Below are 24,485 nucleotides of genomic sequence, written 5' to 3' on the forward strand. Positions count from 1 at the left end.
GGTGGAAAACCAAGGTAAATCAGGCTGATAGGTCCGTCAGCTATTGCTGGTCCGATTCTGATAGGTCGTCTTGCTCTTGGCCCAAAAGCGCCAATTCCAACAATGCGTAGCGGTGCTCAACAAAGTTATGAACATTGTTAGCCACCGTCAGCTTGAACAGTGCCGAAGCGCTGCTCTTGTCCCCCAGACTCAGGTAGTGTTTACCTAAATAGAAGTCAGTTTCACTGAGATGCTCAGCGAGCGAAGTGTTATCCGTTGCATCTGCCTTCAGGCGGTCCATCAGCGTGTCTTCGCTGATTTTGCCCAGGTAGAATTCGACAATATTCCATCCCCATTGCCCTCTGTCCGCTTTGTCGTGACGCTGTTCCAGCAACACGTCAGCCTCTTTGGGGTCGATTTCTCGTTCCACCAAATAAAGCCACAACGAACGGAAGGGATCATTTGGGTCGTCTTGATAAAACGCCTGCAGATCATCCTGCGCCAGGCGGTACCGGCCACCGTAATACAGTGCGATGCCCCTGTTTAAACGCGCGTAATTGTAAGTTGGATCAAGCTCTAATACAGAATCAAACGCTTCATAGGCAGCATCAAAGTTGCCTGCCTGCGTTAAGTAAATGCCCAGGTAGTTGAAAACTTCCGGCATGTCGGGACGAATCGCCAGCGCCTGTGAAAAGTCGTTTCGCGCTAACGCCCGTAATCCAAGGCTATCATACAGCACTCCACGCTCATATAACAACTGCGCACGCTCATCATCTGTCAATGCCCGGCTGGCAAGGATTTGTTCCATGCGTGCCAGAATGACTTCCTGCTGCAGCGTAGGCTGCAAAGGAATCGCCAGAACGTCGTCTTTACGCCAATCATGGTTGCTGCATCCTGCCAGCATAAGTGCTGTCGCAACATAACACCAGCGCAAGAAAGGCTTCATTTCCCACTCCCGAAGACAAACATTGGATGATCGTCCTGTCATCCGCTTGCTTAACACAAAGGCGTCCTGCCCTCGCGATACGAACAGCGCCCTGCCACCGGCAAGGCGCTGTAAAACTGCTTTAACAGTTATTCTGCTGCGGGTGCAGCCGCTTCCGGAGTTGGCGTCGTTGCTTCTTTAATGCTCAGACGCACACGGCCCTGGCGATCAACTTCCAGTACCTTAACCGGGACTTCCTGACCCATTTCCAGGTAGTCGGTCACTTTCTCAACGCGCTTGTCAGCGATCTGAGAAATATGAACCAGCCCTTCTTTACCGCCGCCGATAGCCACGAAGGCACCGAAATCAACGATACGGGTCACTTTGCCCTGATAGATGCGGCCTACTTCGATTTCAGCGGTGATCTCTTCGATACGGCGAATCGCGTATTTGGCTTTGTCACCATCTGTTGCGGCAATTTTAACGGTACCGTCATCTTCGATTTCGATGGTGGTGCCGGTCTCTTCCGTCAACGCACGGATAACAGAGCCGCCTTTACCAATCACATCCTTGATCTTATCAGGATTGATTTTGATGGTGTGGATGCGCGGAGCGAACTCAGAGATGTCACCACGCGGCGTGCTGATCGCCTGTTCCATCACACCCAGGATGTGCAGACGCGCACCCTTGGCCTGGTTCAGTGCCACCTGCATGATTTCACGGGTGATGCCTTCGATTTTGATATCCATCTGCAGAGCAGTGATACCTTCGCGGCTACCGGCTACTTTGAAGTCCATGTCACCGAGGTGGTCTTCGTCACCCAGGATGTCAGACAGCACGACAAAGTTCTCGCCCTCTTTCACCAGACCCATCGCGATACCTGCTACAGCGGCCTTGATCGGCACGCCGGCATCCATCAGCGCCAGGGAGGCACCACATACGGACGCCATAGAGGAGGAACCGTTGGACTCCGTGATTTCAGACACCACACGCACGGTGTACGGGAACGCATCAGCTTCCGGCATAACAGCCAGCACACCGCGCTTCGCCAGACGACCATGGCCGATTTCACGACGTTTTGGTGAACCTACCATGCCCGTTTCCCCGACCGAGTACGGAGGGAAGTTATAGTGGAACAGGAAGTTATCGGTACGCTCGCCCATCAGCTCATCAAGGTTCTGCGCATCACGTGCAGTACCCAGCGTCGCGGTAACCAGCGCCTGCGTCTCACCACGGGTGAACAGTGCGGAACCGTGGGTACGCGGCAGCACGCCGGTACGGACGTCCAGACCACGGATCATGTCTTTTTCACGGCCGTCGATACGCGGCTCACCACGCAATACGCGGCTGCGCACCACATTTTTCTCAATGTGACCCAACACATCCATGATTTCGCCGTCATCCAGCGATTCATCTTGTGCCAGCAGGGCAGCGCTGACGTCCGCTTTAATGGCGTCAACCTGCGCATAACGCGCTTGTTTGTCAGTGATGCGGTAAGCATCGCCCAGGCGGGACTCAGCCAGTTCTGCCACACGGGTGTGCAGGGCTTCGTTCACCGGCTCCGGCTGCCAGTTCCATTTTGGTTTACCGGCTTCAGCGACCAGAGAATTGATGTTCTCGATAACCACTTGCTGTTGCTCATGGCCAAAGACCACAGCACCCAGCATCTGATCTTCGCTCAGCAGCTGCGCTTCGGATTCCACCATCAGCACGGCACCCTGGGTCCCGGCAACCACCAGGTCCAGTTTGCTTTGCTTGAGTTCATCCGCAGTCGGGTTCAGCACGTACTGGTCATTGATGTAACCAACGCGCGCAGCACCAATCGGGCCATTGAACGGAATGCCGGACAGGCTCAGTGCAGCAGACGCGCCAATCATCGCCACGATATCCGGGTTAACCTGTGGGTTAACAGACACTACGGTCGCGATGACCTGAACTTCGTTCAGGAAGCCGTCTGGGAACAGAGGACGGATTGGGCGGTCAATCAGGCGGGAGGTCAGGGTTTCGCCTTCGCTCGGGCGGCCTTCACGACGGAAGAAACTGCCCGGGATGCGGCCTGCCGCATAGGTACGTTCTTGATAGTTAACAGTCAGCGGGAAGAAGTCCTGGCCCGGCTTCGCTTTTTTGGCACCGACGACGGTAACGAAAACCGCGGTGTCGTCCATGCTTACCATCACAGCGGCAGTCGCCTGGCGGGCCATCATGCCGGTTTCCAGCGTTACGGTGTGCTGGCCGTATTGGAATTTGCGTACGATCGGATTAAGCAAAATCATATCCTTCTTTAAGACACAGCACCGCATTGGCGGCGTCGTGTCAGTAACTTACCGACCTTCACATTACATCCTCGCGACTAATGACAATCCTTATCTTTTCCACTGAAAGACAAAGCCTCTCATTAGCCGCGCGAACCTCTGTAGCGGAAGATCCTCTTTAGAAACAACACCCATTACCATACTGCGTTCTTGTGTTGCTTCCTAGAATAAAGGGGCCAAATTTGGCCCCTTTACACTGAAACTCGCAGACTTAGCGACGCAGACCCAGACGTTCAATCAGGCTGGTGTAACGTGCAACATCTTTACGCTTCAGGTAGTCGAGCAGCTTACGACGCTGAGAAACCATACGCAGCAGACCACGACGGCTGTGGTGATCTTTTTTGTGCTCTGCAAAGTGACCTTGCAGGTGGTTGATCTGAGCGGTCAGCAGAGCTACCTGAACTTCGGTAGAGCCGCTATCGTTTGCACCGCGACCGTAGTCGGCTACGATCTGTGCCTTAGCTTCAACGCTTAGAGACATGGTAATACTCCAGATTATAGATAAAAAAAACAGGTGCCGATCTCTAATTCAGCAACCCAATGCATAAGCTGCGCCATTCTACTCTTTGCCTTGGGTATTCGCAAGATGAGCAGCAGCGCCTCAGACAGGGTTTTCTACCACCAGACGGCGGGGCGCAACACGTCCGTCATCCGCGATTTCGCCGACGCCGATAAAGTGGTGTTCTTCCCCTTCCGTGATGCGAACCATCCCTTGTGCCGGTGCCTGCGCGGCCTGAACCGGCTGCCCCTGCTTGACGTAGCCTGCCACCACGAGCGGCAGATTCACTTCCGGGAAGTGCTGTACGGCACTGTCCATCGGCATCAGCAGCGGATCCAGCACCTCTGACGGGGTACGCCCTTCGGCATCACACTGTTCAAGCAAACTGTTCAATTGCTCCAGGGTCACCATGCGGGCAACCGGATAGGTCGCGACCTGCACACGGCGCAGGAAGATAACGTGCGCGCCGCATCCCAGCTTCTCACCCAGGTCATCAATGATGGTACGGATGTAGGTGCCTTTGGAGCAGTGAATTTCCAGCTCCAGCTCCAGCCCTTCATGGCGGATAAACTGAAGTTCATACACCGTGATATCGCGGGCTTCGCGCGGAACCTCAATACCCTGGCGCGCGTACTCATACAGCGGTTTACCCTGATGCTTGAGCGCGGAATACATTGACGGCACCTGCTTGGTGGCACCGCGGAAACTCTCCAGTGCCGTCTCCAGCTGGGCAGCGGTAAACGCCACCTCACGCTCAGAGATGATCTGGCCGTCTGCATCGGAAGTATCCGTGCGCTGCCCCAGGCGTGCGATCACCCGGTAGCGCTTATCGGAATCGAGCAGGAACTGGGAAAATTTGGTGGCTTCACCCAGGCAAACCGGCAACATGCCGGTGGCCAGCGGGTCCAGTGCACCGGTATGCCCCGCCCGGTTGGCATTATAAATGCGCTTTACTTTTTGCAGGGCATCATTGGACGAGAGACCCTGCGGTTTGTCCAGCAGCAGGATGCCGTGAATATCGCGCCCGCGACGGCGAGGACGTCCCATTATTCTTCCTCGTTATCGCCTGCGGCAGAACGGCGCTCAGCGTCATTCTTCACAACATTGGTCACCAGGTTGGACATACGCATACCTTCAACCAGAGAGTTGTCGTAAGCGAATGTCAGCTCCGGCACCACGCGCAGGCGCATCGCTTTACCCACTAAGGTACGGATAAAACCTGAGGCGTCTTGCAACGCTTTGATACCGGTCACCACACGATCAGGATCGTGATTTTCTGCCAGCACATCCAGGAACGTGACGAAGACTTTGGCGTAGGCCAGATCGCGGGACACTTCGACGCCTGAAACAGTCGCCATACCAATGCGCGGATCTTTAACTTCACGCTGCAAAATGATAGCAATCTCTTTCTGCATCTCCTGAGAGACGCGCTGAGTGCGGCTAAATTCTTTTGCCATAAGGGATTCTCCAGACAAAGCGGGGGGCGCAAGGCCCCCCAATTGGATCTAAGCAGAGTGTCGCTGTGATTAAGCGATGGTGCGTTGGATCTCGATGGTTTCGAAGACTTCGATCATGTCGCCGGTACGAACGTCATTATAGTTCTTCACGCCGATACCACATTCCATGCCGTTACGCACTTCGCTGACGTCATCTTTGAAGCGGCGCAGGGATTCCAGCTCGCCTTCATAGATAACCACGTTTTCACGCAGTACACGGATTGGGCTGTGGCGCTTGATGATACCTTCGGTAACCATACAACCGGCAATCGCACCAAACTTCGGCGATTTGAACACGTCACGCACTTCGGCCAGGCCGATGATCTGTTGTTTGTATTCCGGTGCCAGCATACCGCTCATCGCCTGTTTCACTTCGTCGATCAGGTCATAGATCACGGAGTAGTAACGCAGGTCGAGGCTTTCAGACTCGATAACGCGACGGGCAGAGGCATCAGCACGCACGTTGAAGCCGATCACGATAGCGTTGGATGCAGCCGCCAGGGTTGCGTCGGTTTCGGTGATACCACCTACGCCGGAGCCAACAATCTTCACCTTCACTTCGTTGGTGGAGAGCTTCATCAGGGAGTCGGCAATCGCTTCTACAGAGCCCTGAACGTCCGCTTTGAAGACGATGTTCAGTTCGGACACTTCGCCTTCGGTCATGTTGGCAAACATGTTTTCCAGCTTGGACTTCTGCTGACGTGCCAGTTTGACTTCGCGGAATTTGCCCTGACGATAGAGCGCCACTTCACGGGCTTTCTTCTCGTCACGCACTACGGTGGCTTCATCACCTGCTGCCGGCACGCCGGACAGACCCAGGATTTCAACTGGGATAGACGGACCCGCAGAGTTAATCTCACGGCCCAGCTCATCACGCATCGCACGCACACGGCCATATTCAAAGCCACACAGCACGATATCGCCCTTGTTCAGGGTACCTTCACGTACCAGTACCGTTGCAACCGGGCCACGGCCTTTGTCCAGGAAGGATTCGATAACCACACCGCTTGCCATGCCGTTACGGATTGCTTTCAGCTCCAGAACTTCAGCCTGCAGCAGGATGGCGTCCAGCAGCTCATCAATGCCGGTACCCGCTTTGGCGGAAACGTGCATGAACTGGGATTCACCGCCCCACTCTTCCGGCATAACGCCGTACTGGGAGAGTTCGTGCTTAACACGGTCCGGATCGGATTCTGGTTTGTCGATTTTGTTCACCGCCACCACAATCGGCACATTGGCCGCTTTGGCGTGCTGGATAGCTTCAATCGTCTGCGGCATCACGCCGTCATCGGCAGCCACGACCAGAACAACGATATCGGTCGCCTGGGCACCACGGGCACGCATTGCGGTAAACGCGGCGTGGCCTGGGGTATCCAGGAAGGTGATCATGCCGTTTTCAGTCTCAACATGATAAGCACCGATGTGCTGGGTAATGCCGCCTGCTTCGCCTGCCGCCACTTTCGTGGAGCGGATGTAGTCGAGCAGAGAGGTTTTACCGTGGTCAACGTGGCCCATGATGGTCACAACAGGCGCGCGGGATTCTGCACCGGCACCGGTGTCACGGTCACTCATTACCGCTTCTTCCAGCTCGTTCTCACGACGCAGGATAACTTTGTGGCCCATCTCTTCAGCAACCAGCTGTGCGGTTTCCTGATCGATAACCTGGTTGATGGTAGCCATCGCGCCCAGTTTCATCATCGCTTTGATGACCTGAGAACCTTTGACCGCCATCTTGTTAGCCAGTTCTGCTACCGTCAGCGTTTCACCGATCACCACATCGCGGTTCACGGCCTGAGCCGGCTTGTTGAAGCCCTGCTGCAAGGTGCTTGGCTTACGCTTACCTTTACCGCCACGGGTAACGGCGCGGGCCTCTTCACGGTCAGCTTTGGATTCAGACAGCTTGCTGCCTTTCTTTTGCTTGGTGGATTTGCTGGTACGGACACGGCTGCGGCGCTCGCCTTCAACCTGACGATCGTTCTCGTCTTCCGCTTCGCGGGCATGGTGAGACGTGGTGACATGATAGTCAGCAGACTCGGACTCAGTCGGCTCTGCCGTTTCAGTCCATACGCCGGAATCCGCCATTTTACGGGCTTCTTCTGCAACGAGACGGGCATTTTCTTCAACCTTGCGGCGCGCTTCGTCTTCTGCTTTGCGTTTCAGTTCGGCGGCCTCAGCCTCGCGTCGTGCTTTTTCTGTCTGAGCTGGCTTGGTCATTTCGTCGGTATGTTGGTTAGTCACTTTTTCTTTTTCCGCTGCGTCACGCTTCGCTTTTTCAGCGGCCTCACGTTTGGCTTGCTCATCGGCTACACGCTTCGCTTTCTCAGCGGCTTCACGTTGAGCTTGCTCTTCTGCCAGGCGTCGTGCCTGCTCTTCCGCTTCGCGCCGTGCTTGCTCTTCCGCTTCAGCCTGAGCCTGTTCAGCCTCGGACGTGTCGCGTTTAACATAAGTGCGTTTCTTGCGGACCTCAATTTGCACCGATTTACTTTTACCGCCGGTGCTCGGAATATTCAGGGTACTACGCGTTTTGCGTTGCAATGTCAGTTTATTTGACGCACCGCTGTTATCACGGTTCAGATGCGCCAGTAATGTCTCTTTCTCGTGCTGGGTCACAGAGTCCGCTTCGGATTTATTGATCCCTGCATCAGCAAACTGCTGTACCAGGCGATCAACCGACGTTTGGATCTCTGCGGCCAATGATTTTACGGTTACATCTGTCATGCTGTTCCTTCCTGCTACAGTTTATTACGCATTGTCGCCGAACCAGCAGATATTACGTGCGGCCATGATCAGCTCGCCGGCTTGCGTATCGTCAAGCCCTTCAATATCTGACAGGTCGTCAACACCCTGCTCGGCAAGATCTTCCAGCGTACAAACCCCACGCGCAGCCAGTTTAAATGCCATGCTGCGTTCCAGACCAGCCAGGTTCAGCAGATCGTCTGCGGGTTGCTTATCGCCCAGACTCTCTTCCTGTGCCAGTGCCAGGGTGGTCAGTGCAGCTTTGGCGCGTTCGCGCAGCGCTTCGACTGTATCTTCGTCCAGACCGTCGATTTCCAGAAGTTCTTTCATCGGCACATAGGCCAATTCTTCAAGCGTAGAGAAACCTTCTTCCACCAGGACTGTCGCGAAGTCTTCGTCAATATCGAGGTGTTTAGTGAAGGTATCGATAGCAGCATGTGCTTCAGCCTGATGTTTGGCTTGCAAGTCATCTGCTGTCATGACGTTCAGTTCCCAGCCACTGAGCTGAGATGCCAAACGTACGTTCTGGCCGTTACGGCCGATCGCCTGAGCCAGATTACTGGCTTCAACAGCGATATCCATCGTGTGTCGATCTTCGTCAACCACAATTGACGCCACATCCGCCGGCGCCATCGCGTTAATGACGAATTGTGCCGGATTGTCATCCCACAACACGATATCAATGCGCTCACCGCCCAGTTCACTGGAAACGGCCTGAACGCGTGCGCCACGCATACCGACGCAAGCACCCACCGGATCGATGCGCTTGTCATTGGTCTTCACAGCGATTTTTGCACGGGAACCCGGATCGCGGGCTGCCGCTTTAATCTCGATCACTTCTTCGCCGATTTCCGGCACTTCAATGCGGAACAACTCAATCAGCATTTCCGGACGTGAGCGGCTGACGAACAGCTGCGCGCCGCGTGCTTCCGGGCGAACGGCATACAACACGCCACGGATGCGGTCACCCGGACGGAAGTTCTCACGCGGCAGCATATCTTCACGCAGAATGACTGCTTCCGCATTATTGCCCAGGTCCAGAGAGATGCTGTCACGGTTAACTTTCTTCACAACGCCGGTGACGATTTCGCCTTCCTGCTCGCGGAACTGGTCAACCACCATCGCACGTTCCGCTTCGCGGACTTTCTGTACGATAACCTGTTTAGCGGTCTGGGTGGTAATGCGGTCGAAGGTGACAGATTCAATCTGATCTTCAATATAGCCGCCTACATCAATAGACGGATCTTCAAACTGGGCAGCTTCACGGGTAATTTCACGCGTAGGCTGGGTAACTTCTTCAACAACCAGCCAGCGGCGGAAGGTGTCGAAATCACCGGTTTTACGATCAATGCTGACGCGTACGTCAATTTCTTGCTCGTATTTTTTCTTTGTCGCCGTAGACAGTGCAGTTTCCAGCGCTTCAAAAATTTTTTCCCGCGGGAGGGCTTTTTCGTTCGAAACTGCTTCTACAACAGCCAGAATCTCTTTATTCATCCTAGTTGCCTCATCCTAACTTTAAAAGTGGGGTACCAGGTTCGCTTTCTGGATGTTACTCAGCGCGAACACTTCATCTTTCCCATCCACAGTCACCGTGATCATCTCACCATCGACAGCCTTGATAATACCCTGCCATTTGCGACGGTTTTGCATTGCCATACGCAGGACAATGCTGACTTCTTCACCAAGATAACGGGTATAGTGTTCAGCGGTGAACATAGGACGATCAAGGCCCGGAGAGGAGACTTCCAGGTTGTAAGCCACAGTGATGGGGTCTTCAACATCAAGCACTGCGCTCACCTGATGGCTTACATCAGCACAATCGTCGACATTGATGCCGTCTTCACTATCAATATAGATGCGTAGCGTTGATTGGCGACTACGGATGAATTCGATACCGACCAGTTCATAGCCTAACGCTTCTACCGGCGCGGTAATCATCTCTGTCAATTTTTGCTCTAATGTGGACAAGCCCACCCCCAAGACATAAAAAAAGGGCTTAATAGCCCAGTGATTCTGTTGTCAAATAACAAAAAACCCCGATAAATCGGGGCTTTTTGTGACTGGACCCTATTTGCCGCAGTGCGGCTTCGGTGCACTTTCTGGCAAGAATTTTTTCAAATTGCCCTGAAAACACTGTCGATTCATTCACAGTATATTTGAAAAAAGACTTTAAGGGAAAGTGGTTGCGGGGGCCGGATTTGAACCGACGACCTTCGGGTTATGAGCCCGACGAGCTACCAAGCTGCTCCACCCCGCGTCCGAAAACGTGGCGAATACTACGCCGAAATTTGCGAAAATGCAAATCAATAAAAGGATTGGTACCGAGGACGGGACTTGAACCCGTAAGCCCATGCGGGCACTACCACCTCAAGGTAGCGTGTCTACCAATTCCACCACCTCGGCACTTTTTTTTAAACAACCGTCTTTGCTGCTTAGGCGCATTAACCGTTATTTGAAAAGCGTTTACTGCTGTTTGTCACGTGTCGCTTACTGCGGCAAGTCACTGTTCTGAGCCGGTGCTGCCGGTGCAGTTGTCTGCTCAGATTTTACTGGCTGACCCAGGTTTTCCCACTCGCTGCCTTTATGGCTTTGGTTACTGCTCAGGTTGCCCAGGATCAGGCTGATGACGAAAAACAGTGTTGCCAGAATCGCCGTCATGCGGGTCATGAAGTTACCGGAGCCGCTTGAACCGAAGAGAGTGGCTGAACCACCTGCTCCGAAAGAAGCGCCCATATCCGCACCTTTACCTTGTTGCAGCATAATCAGAGCTACAAGCCCTAACGCCACGATCAGGAAAATAACCAGAAGAGCTTCGTACATAAACGTACCTGTATCCTTGCGGGTTCACCGCATGCCAATTGCTTCGCACCAATCAAGCAGGTCAGGCTAACTCACTCACCTACTGAAGCGGGTGTGAATACTAACCAAAGGGAGCACCACGCGCAAGGGCAATTTTTTATATCTGGTTTGATTGCGGAAAAAAGCGCCAGACCAGAATAAATTACAGCCATTTGCCGGCCGTGCGACGTGCGCAGGCCGGCAAAAACCGGCTGTCAGCCAGCGGCTTTCACCGCATCGGCAATACGGTTCGCCAGGGATTCAACCAAAATGGCATCCTCCCCTTCCACCATCACGCGGATCAGGGGTTCAGTACCCGATTTACGCAACAGAACGCGGCCCTTACCTGCCAGTTGTTTTTCCACTTCCTCAGTGACTTTCATCACTTCAGGAGACTGCAGCGGATCATTTTCCCCGGCAAAACGCACGTTAACCAGAATCTGCGGCAGCAGTTTCATCCCGCTGCACAGATCATGCAGGCTCATATGGTTACGCACCATCGCAGTAAGCACTTGCAAACCTGCTACGATGCCGTCCCCGGTCGTGGTTTTGTCCAGCAGGATGACATGCCCGGAGTTTTCAGCGCCAATGCGCCAGCCCTTCTCCTGCATTTTTTCCAGCACATATCGGTCGCCCACTTTGGCACGCGCAAAAGGAATGCCCAGCTGTTTCAATGCCAGCTCCAGCCCCATGTTGCTCATCAAGGTACCGACAGCACCGCCACGCAATTGGCCCTGACGAAGCCCTTCCCGTGCAATGATGTACAGGATCTGGTCACCGTCTACGGTGTTACCCTGATGATCCACCATCATCACGCGGTCGCCGTCACCATCCAGCGCCAGCCCGACATCCGCCTTTTCAGCCACAACACGTTTTTGCAGCTCACGCACATCTGTTGCGCCGCATTTTTCGTTGATATTCATGCCATCCGGCTCACAGCCAATGGCGATGACTTTGGCACCCAGCTCACGCAGCACACTTGGCGCGATGTGGTAGGTTGCACCATTGGCACAGTCCACCACGATCTTCAGCCCGCTCAGGCTCAATTCGCTGGGGAACGTCCCTTTGCAAAATTCAATGTAACGGCCTGCGGCATCAACGATGCGGCTGGCTTTACCCAGCTCACTGGACTCTACACAGGTCAGCGGTTTTTCCATTTCCGCTTCAATGGCTTCTTCCACTTCATCCGGCAGTTTTGCGCCATCGATCGAGAAGAATTTTATACCGTTGTCATAAAACGGGTTATGGGACGCCGAGATTACAATCCCCGCCTCGGCCCGGAAGGTGCGGGTCAGGTAGGCAACCGCCGGGGTTGGCATCGGCCCGGTGAAGGCCGCTGAAAGCCCTGCGGCAGCCAGGCCGGCCTCAAGCGCGGACTCCAGCATATAGCCTGAAATACGCGTATCTTTTCCGATGATGACTTTCCGGGAGCCATTGCGCGCCAGGACTTTGCCGGCTGCCCAGCCAAGCTTCAGGACAAAATCAGGTGTGATAGGGGTCTGCCCGACCTTCCCACGAATTCCATCAGTGCCAAAGTATTTACGGTTACTCATAATCTCTTTTTAATCCTTCGCATAAAGTGTTGCTTCAACCACGCGCATTGCCTCAACCGTTTCTTTGACATCATGCACCCGGATAATTTTGGCGCCTTTCATGGCGGCAATCACTGCACAGGCAACACTGCCGGAAACACGTTGTTCTGGAGGAATATTTAACAGCTGCCCCACCATCGATTTACGCGACATCCCTACCAGGAGCGGCAAATCAAATTGATGCAGCTCGGACAAACGGTTCAGTAACTGATAGTTGTGCGACAAATTCTTACCGAAACCAAAGCCTGGGTCGAGCACCAATTTTTCCTTGCCGATCCCTGCCTGCTCACAGCGGGCAATATGATGACGGAAGAAGGCGAAGACATCTCCCATTAAATCATCATAGTGCGGCGCTTGTTGCATGGTAGAAGGCTGGCCCTGCATATGCATCAGGCACACCGGCAAGCCCGTGCCTGCTGCAGCTTCCAGCGCACCAGGCTCCTGCAAAGAGCGGATATCGTTAATCAGATCGGCCCCTGCCGCCGCACTGGCGGTTATCACCGCAGGTTTTGAGGTATCAACGGAAATCCACACATCAAAATAGCGGGTCAGAGCTTCAACCACCGGGATAACCCGATCCAGCTCCTCTTGCTCACTGACTTCTGCAGCGCCTGGCCGGGTGGATTCACCGCCTACGTCTATCAGCGTGGCACCCGCTTCAATCATGGTTTGAGCATGACGCAACGCGCGATCAATGGTGTTGTGTTTACCGCCATCTGAAAAAGAATCAGGCGTGACATTCAAGATGCCCATTACCTGCGGGTAAAGCAGGTTAAGTGAGCGGCTTCCCGCAGTCAGCTGCATAGGTTGTTCTCCACCGTGTAGCATATATAACAGACAATAAAAAACCCCGGGCGAGCCCGGGGTTAGTATGTAGCAAACAGCATTTCAGGCAGGCGTGAAACTTATTTGTCGCCCAGCTGCTCAGACATGGTGTTACCGGGGTTTGCTGTGCGCGGGTCATCAACCGGTGTTGGCGCTTTAGGGGAGCCGCCATCATTCGAATTGTTTTTCACCGCGTCATCCCAACCTGCCGGCGGACGCACATCTTTACGGTTCATCAGGTCATCAATCTGCGGCGCGTCGATGGTTTCATACTTCATCAGGGCGTCCTTCATTGAGTGCAGGATGTCCATGTTTTCCATCAGCAGCGAACGTGCACGCACGTAGTTGCGTTCAATCAGGGATTTCACTTCCTGGTCAATGATGCGTGCCGTTTCGTCAGACATGTGCTTGGCTTTGGCCACGGAACGGCCCAGGAACACCTCGCCCTCTTCTTCCGCGTACAGCAATGGCCCCAGCTTCTCAGAGAAGCCCCATTGGGTCACCATGTTACGTGCAATCGACGTCGCAACTTTGATGTCATTTGACGCACCGGTAGACACTTTTTCCGGCCCGTAAATGATCTCTTCTGCCAGACGGCCGCCGTAAAGCGTAGAAATCTGGCTCTCCAGTTTCTGACGGCTGGCGCTGATTGCATCCCCTTCCGGCAGGAAGAAGGTTACACCCAGAGCACGGCCGCGCGGGATGATCGTCACTTTGTGTACCGGGTCATGCTCAGGAACCAGACGGCCAATGATCGCGTGCCCGGCCTCATGGTACGCCGTGGACTCTTTCTGCGACTCGGTCATCACCATAGAGCGGCGCTCAGCACCCATCATGATTTTATCTTTGGCTTTCTCGAACTCAACCATCGACACCACACGTTTGCTGCCGCGGGCGGCAAACAGTGCAGCTTCGTTGACCAGGTTAGCCAAATCCGCCCCGGAGAAGCCTGGGGTACCACGTGCAATCACAGAAGCATCAATGTCCGGTGACAGCGGCACACGGCGCATGTGAACTTTCAGGATCTGTTCACGGCCGCGTACATCCGGCAGGCCGACCACGACCTGACGGTCGAAACGGCCCGGACGCAGTAACGCAGGGTCCAGTACGTCAGGACGGTTGGTCGCGGCAATCACGATGATACCTTCATTGCCTTCGAAGCCATCCATCTCAACCAGCATCTGGTTCAGCGTCTGCTCACGCTCATCATGGCCGCCGCCCAGGCCTGCACCACGCTGGCGACCCACGGCATCAATTTCATCGATAAAGATGATGCAAGGTGCCGCTTTCTTCGCCTGCTCAAACATGTCACGGACACGGGACGCACCCACACCCACGAACATTTCAACAAAGTCAGAACCGGAAATGGTAAAGAACGGCACTTTGGCTTCGCCTGCAATGGCTTTCGCCAGCAAGGTTTTACCGGTCCCCGGCGGGCCTACCATCAGGACGCCTTTTGGAATTTTACCGCCCAGCTTCTGGAAACGGCTCGGCTCGCGCAGGTAATCGACCAGCTCGCTGACCTCTTCTTTCGCTTCGTCGCAGCCGGCAACATCAGAGAAAGTGGTTTTAATCTGGTCTTCGGTCAACATGCGGGCCTTACTCTTGCCAAAGGACATGGCACCTTTGCCGCCACCGCCCTGCATCTGCCGCATGAAGAAGATCCAGACCCCAATCAGCAACAGCATCGGGAACCAGGAGATAAAGATAGAAGCCAGCAAACTCGGTTCTTCCGGCGGTTCACCAACCACTTTCACATTTTTCGTTAACAGGGTATCCAGTAATTTTGGATCGTTAACCGGGAGATAAGTCGTGTATCGGTTACTGTCTTTCTTGGTAACGTTGATCTCACGTCCGTTGATACGTGCTTCACGAATCTGGTCTTGGGTCAATTCGGACATGAAGGTAGAATAATCTACCCTACGGCCATTCGACTCGCTGGGCCCAAAGCTCTGGAACACAGACATCAGCACAACTGCGATGACCAACCAGAGAATTAGGTTTTTCGCCATGTCACTCAAGGGATTAACCTCATATTACAACTGTGTTAACAAACAGCGTTAGGGTACTACAGTTTGCGCCCTGTCGCTACGATGTACACTTCCCGCGACCTTGCCCGGGAAGCGTCTGGCTTACGAATCTTAACCTTCGTAAACAGAGAGCGGATTTCGCGCAGGTATGCGTCAAACCCATCCCCCTGAAACACCTTCACCAGGAAACTTCCCCCTGGCGCCAGTACATCACGACACATATCCAGCGCTAATTCAACCAGATACATCGATTTAGGAATATCGACAGCCGGAGTACCACTCATATTCGGGGCCATATCGGACATGACCACCTGAACTTTCTTGTCGCCTACGCGTTGCAGCAGCGCATCCAACACTATTGGATCACGAAAATCCCCCTGAAGGAAATCAACGCCAACAATAGGATCCATCGGTAAAAGGTCACAGGCAATAATGCGCCCGCTTCCGCCAATTTGGCTGACCACATACTGTGACCAGCCACCCGGTGCCGCGCCTAAATCCACGACGGTCATGCCCGGTTTGAAGAGTTTGTCGCTTTGTTGTATCTCATCAAGTTTAAACCAGGCACGTGAGCGTAGCCCTTTTTTCTGTGCCTGCAGGACATATTTATCGCTAAAGTGTTCCTGTAACCAGCGACTGGAGCTGGCAGAACGCTTTTTATTGGTCATCGGTTTTCCAACTATCCTGATTTTAAGCCTGTTTTACAGGCTCTTAGAGACATACGATTGATTGCTTAGCGCTCGGCAGCGGCGGAGAGGCAGATACCGGGTTGGTGATAAACCTGAGATGGCGGTAGAATGACCCGTTTTCAATCCCAACCTAAGCAAAAAATACGATGAATCTGAATAACAAACAAAAACAGCACCTGAAAGGCCTGGCGCATCCGTTAAAACCGGTCGTTATGCTGGGTAATAACGGGCTCACCGAAGGGGTGCTGGCCGAGATCGAGCAGGCGCTTGCGCATCATGAACTGATTAAAGTGAAGATCGCTGCTGAAGAGCGCGAAACCAAAACTTTGATCGTTGATGCGATTGTGCGTGAAACTGGCGCGGCTAACGTGCAAGTTATCGGGAATATTCTGGTTCTCTATCGTCCGTCCGACGACCGGAAAATCAGTTTACCGCGTTAAGCTTCCCACGTTTACTGAAAAGGTGCCATGTGCACTGCTCTGATAAAAGGCCGCATGCGGCCTTTTTCTTATCTTTACAAATGTAGCGGGATTGTAACCTTCCGGACAGCGTTAAAGATAATCAACGTGCAAAATTTCATATTCCACGTCGCCGCCCGGCGTGTTGATCACCACCACATCATCCTGCTCTTTGCCAATCAGGCCGCGGGCAATCGGGGAGTTTACCGAAATGAGGTTCTGCTTAAAGTCAGCTTCATCATCCCCTACGATCCGGTAAGATTGTTCTTCATCCGTATCCAGGTTCAGGACCTTCACGGTGGCACCGAAAATCACCCGGCCATTATTTGGCATTTTTGTGATATCGATCACCTGAGCGTTAGACAGTTTTGCCTCGATCTCCTGAATACGCCCTTCACAAAAGCCCTGTTGCTCACGGGCGGCATGATATTCAGCATTCTCTTTCAGGTCGCCGTGCTCACGCGCATCAGCAATATCAGCGATAATTTTCGGGCGACGCACACTCTTAAGGTAATCAAGCTCTTCGCGCAACTTCTCTGCGCCACGCAACGTCATCGGAATCTGTTTCATAGTTACACTACCTCTACTTCTATCCTGATTAAAAATCCGCCTTCCTGACGTGTTCGGATGAAAATGCGCAGGACCGGCGTGGCCCTTTCGCTTCCAGGCGAGAAACAAAAGAATCCTGACCGGCAGTGATAGCCGGGTCAGGATTGGTTTTGCATTTTGATACGCATTTTAACGTAGAGTTCATTATGGGTCATCGTTTACTTTTTCCTGCTTTGCACCGTAGTATGACGGCACATTATCCATCTGTTGCCCCAAAATTATGCGTTTTTCACGAATTGTCAGCGGATTAACCTGCGCATTTATGTTGTCTGCCCATGCTGCGCCGGTCGAAGATTACACGCAATACCTGCCTGATGGTGCCAACCTGGCACTGCTGGTTCAAAAAGTAGGCTCAACGACGCCCGCCATTGATTATCACGGCCAGCACATGGCGTTACCGGCCAGTACCCAAAAAGTGCTGACGGCATTGGCCGCGTTGCTGCAACTGGGGCCGGATTTCCGCTTCAATACGACGTTTGAGAGCAGCGCGACGATCGCAGATGGCGTATTGCGCGGCAACCTGGTGGCGCGTTTCGACGGCGACCCAACCTTTAAACGGCAAAACCTGCGCAATATGGTTGCGGCGCTGAAAAAGCAGGGTATTCGTGAAATCACCGGTGATGTGATTGTGGATACCTCCGTGTTTGCCAGCCATGACAAAGCGCCGGGCTGGCCGTGGAATGACATCACCCAGTGCTTCAGCGCTCCGCCGGCTGCCGCGATTGTTGACCGCAACTGTTTTTCAGTTTCGCTTTACAGCGCCCCAAAGCCTGACGATATCGCCTTTATCCGGGTAGCTTCCTACTACCCGGTGCATATGTTCAGCCAGGTACGTACGCTGGCAAAAGGCTCGCCGGATGCGCAATATTGCGAACTGGATGTGGTGCCGGGTGAACTTAACCGTTTCACGCTGACCGGCTGCCTGACCCAACGTGCTGACCCGCTGCCGCTGGCGTTCGCCATCCAGGATGGGGCCGCTTACGCGGGGGCCATCCTCAAAGACGAGCTTCAGGATGCCGGGATCCAGATTGGCGGCACATTGAAACGCCAGACACAGCAGACCCCGGCCGGAACAGTCCTGGCGCAGACGCAATCCCTGCCGTTGCATGATTTGCTGAAAATCATGCTGAAAAAGTCCGACAATATGATCGCCGATACGGTGTTCCGGACTATCGGCCATGAGCGCTTTGGCGTGCCGGGAACCTGGCGCGCCGGGGCAGATGCTGTCCGTCAGATTTTGCGGCAAAAAGCCGGGGTAGACCTCGGCAACAGCATCGTTGTGGATGGCTCCGGCTTATCGCGCCATAACCTGCTCTCCCCTGCCACCATGATGCAGGCACTGCAATACATCGCCCAGCATGACAACGAGCTGAATTTCATTGCGATGTTACCGTTGGCCGGTTATGACGGCACGCTGCGTTACCGCGGCGGCCTGCATGAGGCGGGTGTAGACGGCAAAGTGTCGGCGAAGACAGGTGCGCTTCAGGGTGTATATAACCTGGCCGGGTTTATCACCACCGCCAGCGGCCAGAAGATGGCCTTTGTGCAGTACCTGTCCGGCTATGCAGTTCCACCGGAAGATCAGCGCACACGGCGCGCCCCGCTGGTGAGGTTTGAAAGCCGCCTCTATCGCGATATCTACCAGAATAACTGAGCATGAAACTACTGATCATTGAAGATGATGCACTGTTGCAACAAGGCCTTTCGGCCGCGCTTTCTGCGCAGGGCTACGTGTGTGACTGCGTCAGCTGTGCAGCCGACGCAGTCCGTTATCTTCCTGCCAGTCAGTACAGCTTAATTATTCTTGATCTGGGGCTGCCGGATCGCGACGGCACGTCGCTGTTGCGTCAGTGGCGGCGTGAAAACATGGCGCTGCCGGTGTTAATTCTGACGGCGCGTGATGCCATGGAGGATCGGGTAGAGGGGCTGGATGCAGGCGCGGATGATTACCTGATAAAGCCTTTCGCGCTGGCTGAACTGCAGGCGCGTGTCCGCGCTCTGTTGCGGCGCTATCAAGGGCACAGCGATAATCTGCTGACCGTGGATAATCTCACGCTTAATCTGTCGACTCAGCAGGTTTCTCTGGATAACAAGCCCCTGGAGATCACGCCTAAAGAGTTTGCCATTCTGTCCCGGTTGATGCTGCGTGCAGGGCACACGGTCAACCGGGAGCTGTTACAACACGATCTCTACACCTGGCAGGATGATTTAGGCTCCAATACTCTGGAAGTGCATATCCACAATCTGCGCCGCAAACTGGGCAAAGAGCGCATCCGTACCGTGCGCGGTATTGGTTACCGGCTGGATGCCCAGTCATGATCAGTATGCGTCGGCGTTTATTGTTAATGCTGGCGTTAATTCTGCTGGTCACCCAACTCATCAGTGTTTTCTGGCTCTGGCATGAGAGCCGGGAACAGATTAGCCTGCTGGTGGATACTACACTGACCGCTAAAGTCCGTAACCAGCACGTGGAAATGGAAATTGCCGAGGCAGTGGCTTCCTTGCTGGCTCCCTCGCTGATTATGCTCGGCATCACGTTACTGCTCTCCTTCTGGGCCATCAGCTGGATTATCCGCCCGCTGAATCAGCTGCAACAGCGTCTGCAGAACCGTTCTGCGGATAATCTGACTCCCCTGCCGATTAATAGCGATATGCAGGAAATTGTGTCGGTGACGACATCGCTTAATCAACTGCTGGCGCGGCTCTCCAATACTATTCAGCAAGAGCGCCTGTTTACGGCCGATGCAGCTCATGAATTACGCACGCCCCTGGCGGGCATCAGGCTTCATCTGGAGCTGATGGAGCAAAAGGGAATCACTGAAAGCCGGGTGTTGATCGCACGTCTCGATCTGCTGATGCATACCATTGAGCAGCTGCTCATGCTGTCACGGGCCGGGCAAAACTTTGCCGGCGGCCACTATCAGCGGATTAACTGGGTTGAAGAGGTTGCCCTGCCCCTGCGCGAAGAGTTGGAGGAGATGGCTGCGCAACGTCAGCAAACGGTGATATGGCACATGCCAACCCAGGCCTGGATGGAGGGGGATGCGGTATTGCTGCGGCTGATGTTACGGAACATGGTGGAAAATGCGCACCGTTACAGCCCTGAACAGACGCGTATCACTGTGTCGTGTCTGGCACAGCAGGCGCAATGGCAACTGACGGTGAGCGACGAAGGGCCGGGCATTGATGAAAATCTGGCGGGTGAGCTGACTAAGGCCTTTACGCGGATGGATCAACGTTATGGCGGCAGCGGATTAGGGCTAAATATTGTTATTCGTATCGCCCAGCTTCACCGGGCGACCCTGACGCTACAAAACCGGCCTGAAGGGGGTTTGGCGGCCCAATGCCTGCTCCCTTCCCGGCTTGATCCAGCCTGATTGCTCAGATGCGTATAAAAAAGGCTGCCCGAAGGCAGCCTTTTTTCCGCAGATTAACGCTGGTAAATGATTTCGACGCCTTCGTCGTCATCTTCATCCCAGTCGTCATCCCACTCTTCTTCTGCTTCAGCCTCAGCTTCAGCCAGCTGTTCACGGTGGTAATCATCCCACATGAACTCTGCTTTTTCCGGCTTGCTCTCTTCGATGGCCATTTCACGCGGCTGCGTGTTCAGGAAGCTCATCACATCCCAGCACAGGGCATTTACCCCAGCGCGGTTTGCTGCTGAGATCAGGTAGTATTTACCTTCCCAGCCCATCTCTTCCGCAATGGCTTTGGCACGGGCTTCCGCTTCTTCATCGTCCAGCAAGTCAACCTTGTTGAACACCAGCCAGCGCGGCTTCTCAGACAGTTTTTCGCTGTACTGCTTCAGCTCGTTGATGATGACACGGGCATTTTCAACCGGGTTAGATTCATCGATCGGGGCGATATCCACCAGGTGCAGCAGCACGCGGCAACGCTCCAGGTGCTTCAGGAAGCGAATGCCGAGGCCTGCGCCTTCCGATGCGCCTTCGATAAGCCCAGGAATGTCAGCCACCACGAAGCTCTGTTCGCTGTCCATACGCACCACACCCAGGCTCGGCACCAGCGTGGTGAACGGGTAGTCCGCCACTTTTGGCTTCGCCGCGGAAACCGCACGGATGAAGGTCGACTTACCGGCGTTCGGCAGGCCCAGCATCCCGACGTCTGCCAGCAACAGCAGCTCCAGGTTAATGTCACGCTTTTCGCCCGGCGTGCCCATGGTTTTCTGGCGCGGGGTACGGTTAACGGAGGACTTGAAGCGGGTGTTACCAAGGCCGTGGAAACCGCCCTTGGCGACCATCAGGCGCTGCTGGTGACGGGTCAAATCGCCCACCACTTCACCGGTGCCCTGGTCGATAATACGCGTCCCGACCGGCACCTTAATGGTAATGTCTTTGCCGCGTTTACCGGTGCAGTCACGGCTCTGGCCGTTTTCACCCCGTTCTGCCCGGAAAGACTTCTCAAAACGGTAGTCGATCAGGGTATTCAGGTTCTCATCAGCCAGCAGGTAGACATCACCGCCGTCGCCGCCGTCGCCGCCATCCGGGCCGCCTTTAGGAATATATTTTTCGCGACGGAAACTCACGCACCCGTTGCCGCCATCACCTGCCACCACCAGAATCGTGGCTTCATCTACAAACTTCATTTGCTGTCTCCGTAAATCATTCGTCTGAGGGCTTTAATGAAGCAACCAGACTTTTTTCTGTCCGCCCGGGCCACCAACGGTGGCCAATTGCGGAAAACATTGCCCCTGACACCACAACGATCGCCCCGAGGTATCCCACCACATTCAGCGCAGGCACCGCGAAGAAATGCGGCCAGGCCAATGCCAGTAAATTCGAAAATAGCAGGGTAAACAGCGGTGTCAGCGTCACCAGGGCACTTACCTGTGCCGCCTGCCAGCGCGCCATGGCCTCAGCCAGCGCGCCATAGCCAATCAGGGTGTTGGCGCCACAAAACAGCAGACAGGCGAGTTGCCAGCCGCTCAATTGCATGATCATCCCCGGATGCGCCAGAGGAAAAAGCGCGACTGCACACAAAGTGTACAACATTACCAGGATCTGTTGCGATGCCAGGCGACGCAAAAGAACCTTTTGTGCCACGCCATAGCAGACCCAGACGGACGCGGCGCACACACCGAGCAAGACGCCCAGCGTGTAATCGGTCAGCCGGGTAAAAATTTCAATCAGGCTGTTGTTGAAAAACATGATCAGCCCGCAAATCAGCATCGCTGCGCCTATCACCTGCGTAATGCGCATCCGCTCTTTAAGGATGAACACACTGGCGATCATCATCCCAACCGGCGAAAGCTGGCCAATCACCTGTGAGGCTGTCGGGCTGAGGTATTGCAGCGAGGAGCTGAAAAAGATGAAGTTCCCCAGCAACCCTGCCGTGGCAACCGCCAGCAGCGCCAGCCAGCGCGGCTTGCCGAACAAGCGTAACGGCGGCAGATTCCCCCTGACAGCCAACAGCCCGCCCAGGCCCAGTGCGGCCATGGTAAAGCGGTACCAGACAACGGTAAACGGGTCCATGACCTGGAGTACCTGTTTCATCGCGATTGGCAATGCGCCCCAAAATACGGCGGTGGTCAATGCCAGCATGATGCCGATGCCTGCCTGCTGCCTGGTTTCCATATCCTGCCCCGACGTCCACTCTAAAATGTAAAAAGCCCCGCAACAGAATTGCGGGGCTTACATCTACCAGTAAGGCTCGAAAAACTTATTCAGCAACGATGCTGATGAATTTACGATTGTTCGGGCCTTTTACTTCGAACTTAACTTTACCGTCAGCCAGTGCGAACAGAGTGTGGTCTTTGCCGCAACCTACGTTGGTGCCTGCGTGGAACTTGGTCCCGCGCTGACGAACGATGATGCTGCCTGCCAGTACTGCTTCGCCGCCAAAGCGCTTCACGCCCAGACGTTTAGCTTCGGAATCGCGACCGTTACGAGTCGAGCCGCCAGCCTTTTTATGTGCCATTTTATGCTCCTAAACTTAAGCGCTGATGCCGGTGATTTTCACATCAGTGAACCACTGACGGTGGCCCTGCTGCTTACGGTAGTGTTTACGACGACGAAACTTAACGATTTTAATTTTCTCGCCACGACCGTGAGCCACAACTTCAGCGGTGATTTTGCCACCATCGACGAAAGGAACGCCGATGTTGATTTCTTCACCATTGGCAATCATCAGCACTTGGTCAAACTCAACAGCTTCACCAGTTGCGATGTCCAGCTTTTCCAAGCGAACGGTTTGACCTTCGCTTACTCGGTGTTGTTTACCACCACTTTGGAAAACCGCGTACATATAAAACTCCGCTTTCCGCGCACTCGCCTTTAGTAGTTCAAAGCGCGCTATAAATATTCACAATAGGGCGCGAATTCTACGCAAAAAAGCATCGCATGACAAGAGCAGAATAAAGTCAGAAGAAGAAAAAAAGCACAGCTCATTTCGCGACGTTTATCTATGCCATTTTTCAAGTACAATCAATGGTACTGTTACTACGATGAGCCGCTGCGTGCGGTGCTCCCATTCATGGTGAAGAGCATCCTAATAGAAAAAAACACAATGAACCTTGAACAGATTACCGACTTAACCGCACAAGATATGGCGGCCGTAAACGCGATCATTCTCGACCAGCTCAACTCTGATGTCACCCTGATCAACCAGTTGGGCTACTACATCATCAGCGGCGGCGGCAAGCGCATCCGGCCGATGATCGCGGTGCTGGCTGCGCGCGCGCTCAACTATACCGGCCAGAAACATGTCACCGTTGCGGCCCTGATTGAATTTATTCATACCGCCACCCTGCTGCACGATGATGTGGTTGACGAGTCAGATATGCGCCGCGGCAAAGCCACGGCGAATGCGGCCTTCGGCAACGCAGCCAGCGTGCTGGTCGGCGATTTTATCTATACCCGTGCCTTCCAGATGATGACCGGCCTGGAGTCACTGCGTGTACTGGCGCTGATGTCTGAAGCGGTCAATGTGATTGCCGAAGGCGAAGTGCTGCAACTGATGAACTGTAACGATCCGGACATCACCGAAGAGAGTTACATGCGGGTTATCTACAGTAAAACGGCCCGGCTGTTTGAAGCGGCGGCGCAGGCTTCGGCCATCCTGTCAGATGCCACCGAGCAGCAGGAAAAAGCGTTGCAGGACTATGGCCGTTACCTCGGTACCGCTTTCCAGCTCATCGACGATTTACTCGATTACGATGCCGATGGCAGCACGTTGGGCAAAAATACCGGCGATGATTTGGACGAAGGCAAACCGACCCTGCCGCTGTTACATGCCATGAAACACGGCAATGCCGAACAATCTGCACTGATCCGTCAGGCGATTGAGGAAGGCAACGGCCGCCATCTGCTGGAGCCGGTGCTGGAAACCATGCATCAGGCCGGGTCACTGGCCTATACCCGCCAGCGTGCGGAAGAAGAAGCGGATAAAGCCATTGCCTGCCTGAGCATCCTGCCGGACACGCCATACCGCCGCGCCCTGGAAGGGCTGGCGCACCTGGCCGTGAAACGCGAGTACTGAGGC

General features: G+C 54.2%; 23 protein-coding genes and 2 tRNA genes. 5 read left to right on the forward strand and 20 right to left on the reverse strand.

From position 1 onward, the window contains the following. Positions 1–40: 40 nt before the first annotated feature. The 15 genes from nlpI to rlmE form a co-directional block, all read right to left on the reverse strand. The gene (nlpI, locus tag CYR52_RS05910) at positions 41–925 is read right to left on the reverse strand and encodes a lipoprotein NlpI (protein WP_101828188.1); all 885 of its coding nucleotides are present in this window, start codon (positions 923–925) and stop codon (positions 41–43) included. Between the two features lie 128 nt (positions 926–1,053). After that, on the reverse strand, positions 1,054–3,171 hold the full coding sequence (gene pnp, locus CYR52_RS05915; RefSeq protein WP_072927389.1) for a polyribonucleotide nucleotidyltransferase: 2,118 nt from the start codon (positions 3,169–3,171) through the stop codon (positions 1,054–1,056). Between the two features lie 256 nt (positions 3,172–3,427). Beyond that, the gene (gene rpsO, locus CYR52_RS05920; protein WP_072927115.1) at positions 3,428–3,697 is read right to left on the reverse strand and encodes a 30S ribosomal protein S15; all 270 of its coding nucleotides are present in this window, start codon (positions 3,695–3,697) and stop codon (positions 3,428–3,430) included. A 120-nt stretch (positions 3,698–3,817) separates the two neighbouring features. After that, the gene (gene truB / locus CYR52_RS05925) at positions 3,818–4,762 is read right to left on the reverse strand and encodes a tRNA pseudouridine(55) synthase TruB (protein WP_101828189.1); all 945 of its coding nucleotides are present in this window, start codon (positions 4,760–4,762) and stop codon (positions 3,818–3,820) included. Further along, positions 4,762–5,172: a 30S ribosome-binding factor RbfA gene (gene rbfA / locus CYR52_RS05930; RefSeq protein WP_072927112.1), complete on the reverse strand. Its 411-nt coding sequence runs from the start codon at positions 5,170–5,172 to the stop codon at positions 4,762–4,764. Before rbfA ends, truB begins: the two co-directional genes overlap by 1 nt. Before the next feature lie 69 nt (positions 5,173–5,241). Continuing rightward, positions 5,242–7,929 carry a translation initiation factor IF-2 gene (gene infB, locus CYR52_RS05935; RefSeq protein WP_072927110.1) on the reverse strand — a complete coding sequence of 896 codons (2,688 nt, stop codon included), beginning with the start codon at positions 7,927–7,929 and terminating at the stop codon, positions 5,242–5,244. A gap of 24 nt (positions 7,930–7,953) precedes the next feature. Then, on the reverse strand, positions 7,954–9,441 hold the full coding sequence (gene nusA, locus CYR52_RS05940) for a transcription termination factor NusA (RefSeq protein WP_072927109.1): 1,488 nt from the start codon (positions 9,439–9,441) through the stop codon (positions 7,954–7,956). 21 nt (positions 9,442–9,462) lie between these two features. Continuing rightward, entirely contained in the window at positions 9,463–9,915 is a 453-nt protein-coding gene (gene rimP, locus CYR52_RS05945) for a ribosome maturation factor RimP (RefSeq protein ID WP_139300262.1), read from the reverse strand. A 212-nt stretch (positions 9,916–10,127) separates the two neighbouring features. Continuing rightward, a tRNA-Met gene (locus CYR52_RS05950) sits at positions 10,128–10,204 on the reverse strand. A gap of 59 nt (positions 10,205–10,263) precedes the next feature. Then, positions 10,264–10,350: transfer RNA gene (locus CYR52_RS05955), tRNA-Leu, on the reverse strand. An 84-nt stretch (positions 10,351–10,434) separates the two neighbouring features. Then, positions 10,435–10,767, reverse strand: a complete 333-nt coding sequence (gene secG, locus CYR52_RS05960) for a preprotein translocase subunit SecG (RefSeq protein WP_072927106.1) — start codon at positions 10,765–10,767, stop codon at positions 10,435–10,437. Between the two features lie 233 nt (positions 10,768–11,000). Continuing rightward, entirely contained in the window at positions 11,001–12,338 is a 1,338-nt protein-coding gene (glmM, locus tag CYR52_RS05965; RefSeq protein WP_072927104.1) for a phosphoglucosamine mutase, read from the reverse strand. A 9-nt stretch (positions 12,339–12,347) separates the two neighbouring features. After that, complete coding sequence (folP, locus tag CYR52_RS05970; RefSeq protein WP_072927102.1) at positions 12,348–13,181, reverse strand: dihydropteroate synthase; 834 nt, start codon at positions 13,179–13,181, stop codon at positions 12,348–12,350. Between the two features lie 101 nt (positions 13,182–13,282). Continuing rightward, positions 13,283–15,214, reverse strand: coding sequence for an ATP-dependent zinc metalloprotease FtsH (gene ftsH / locus CYR52_RS05975; RefSeq protein ID WP_101828190.1), 1,932 nt, complete (start codon positions 15,212–15,214; stop codon positions 13,283–13,285). Between the two features lie 56 nt (positions 15,215–15,270). Then, positions 15,271–15,900 carry a 23S rRNA (uridine(2552)-2'-O)-methyltransferase RlmE gene (gene rlmE / locus CYR52_RS05980; protein WP_072927099.1) on the reverse strand — a complete coding sequence of 210 codons (630 nt, stop codon included), beginning with the start codon at positions 15,898–15,900 and terminating at the stop codon, positions 15,271–15,273. A 167-nt stretch (positions 15,901–16,067) separates the two neighbouring features. Between rlmE and yhbY the strand changes: the two genes are divergently transcribed. Continuing rightward, positions 16,068–16,361: a ribosome assembly RNA-binding protein YhbY gene (gene yhbY / locus CYR52_RS05985; protein WP_072927097.1), complete on the forward strand. Its 294-nt coding sequence runs from the start codon at positions 16,068–16,070 to the stop codon at positions 16,359–16,361. Positions 16,362–16,472: 111 nt separating this feature from the next. Here yhbY and greA read toward each other — a convergent pair whose 3' ends face one another. Continuing rightward, positions 16,473–16,949: a transcription elongation factor GreA gene (greA, locus tag CYR52_RS05990; RefSeq protein ID WP_072927095.1), complete on the reverse strand. Its 477-nt coding sequence runs from the start codon at positions 16,947–16,949 to the stop codon at positions 16,473–16,475. 259 nt (positions 16,950–17,208) lie between these two features. On the opposite strand from greA, the gene dacB reads away from it, so the two are divergent. The 3 genes from dacB to pmrB are packed head-to-tail and all read left to right on the forward strand — an operon-like array spanning position 17,209 to position 20,365. Beyond that, positions 17,209–18,642 (forward strand): serine-type D-Ala-D-Ala carboxypeptidase, encoded by a 1,434-nt coding sequence (gene dacB, locus CYR52_RS05995; protein ID WP_072927093.1) that lies wholly within the window; start codon positions 17,209–17,211, stop codon positions 18,640–18,642. 2 nt (positions 18,643–18,644) lie between these two features. Beyond that, positions 18,645–19,307 (forward strand): two-component system response regulator PmrA, encoded by a 663-nt coding sequence (gene pmrA, locus CYR52_RS06000; RefSeq protein ID WP_101828191.1) that lies wholly within the window; start codon positions 18,645–18,647, stop codon positions 19,305–19,307. Then, the gene (gene pmrB, locus CYR52_RS06005; protein ID WP_072927090.1) at positions 19,304–20,365 is read left to right on the forward strand and encodes a two-component system sensor histidine kinase PmrB; all 1,062 of its coding nucleotides are present in this window, start codon (positions 19,304–19,306) and stop codon (positions 20,363–20,365) included. The genes pmrA and pmrB overlap by 4 nt, the downstream gene beginning before the upstream one ends. A gap of 53 nt (positions 20,366–20,418) precedes the next feature. Here pmrB and cgtA read toward each other — a convergent pair whose 3' ends face one another. The 4 genes from cgtA to rplU form a co-directional block, all read right to left on the reverse strand. Next, positions 20,419–21,591 carry an Obg family GTPase CgtA gene (gene cgtA / locus CYR52_RS06010; RefSeq protein WP_072927088.1) on the reverse strand — a complete coding sequence of 391 codons (1,173 nt, stop codon included), beginning with the start codon at positions 21,589–21,591 and terminating at the stop codon, positions 20,419–20,421. 16 nt (positions 21,592–21,607) lie between these two features. Further along, positions 21,608–22,579 (reverse strand): DMT family transporter, encoded by a 972-nt coding sequence (locus tag CYR52_RS06015; RefSeq protein ID WP_072927087.1) that lies wholly within the window; start codon positions 22,577–22,579, stop codon positions 21,608–21,610. An 85-nt stretch (positions 22,580–22,664) separates the two neighbouring features. Continuing rightward, entirely contained in the window at positions 22,665–22,922 is a 258-nt protein-coding gene (gene rpmA, locus CYR52_RS06020) for a 50S ribosomal protein L27 (protein WP_072927085.1), read from the reverse strand. A gap of 15 nt (positions 22,923–22,937) precedes the next feature. Beyond that, positions 22,938–23,249, reverse strand: coding sequence for a 50S ribosomal protein L21 (gene rplU / locus CYR52_RS06025; RefSeq protein ID WP_072927084.1), 312 nt, complete (start codon positions 23,247–23,249; stop codon positions 22,938–22,940). A 261-nt stretch (positions 23,250–23,510) separates the two neighbouring features. On the opposite strand from rplU, the gene ispB reads away from it, so the two are divergent. Next, positions 23,511–24,482 (forward strand): octaprenyl diphosphate synthase, encoded by a 972-nt coding sequence (ispB, locus tag CYR52_RS06030; protein WP_072927387.1) that lies wholly within the window; start codon positions 23,511–23,513, stop codon positions 24,480–24,482. Positions 24,483–24,485 lie beyond the last annotated feature (3 nt).

The organism is Chimaeribacter arupi (assembly GCF_002858805.1).
Taxonomy (GTDB): Bacteria; Pseudomonadota; Gammaproteobacteria; order Enterobacterales; family Enterobacteriaceae; genus Chimaeribacter; species Chimaeribacter arupi.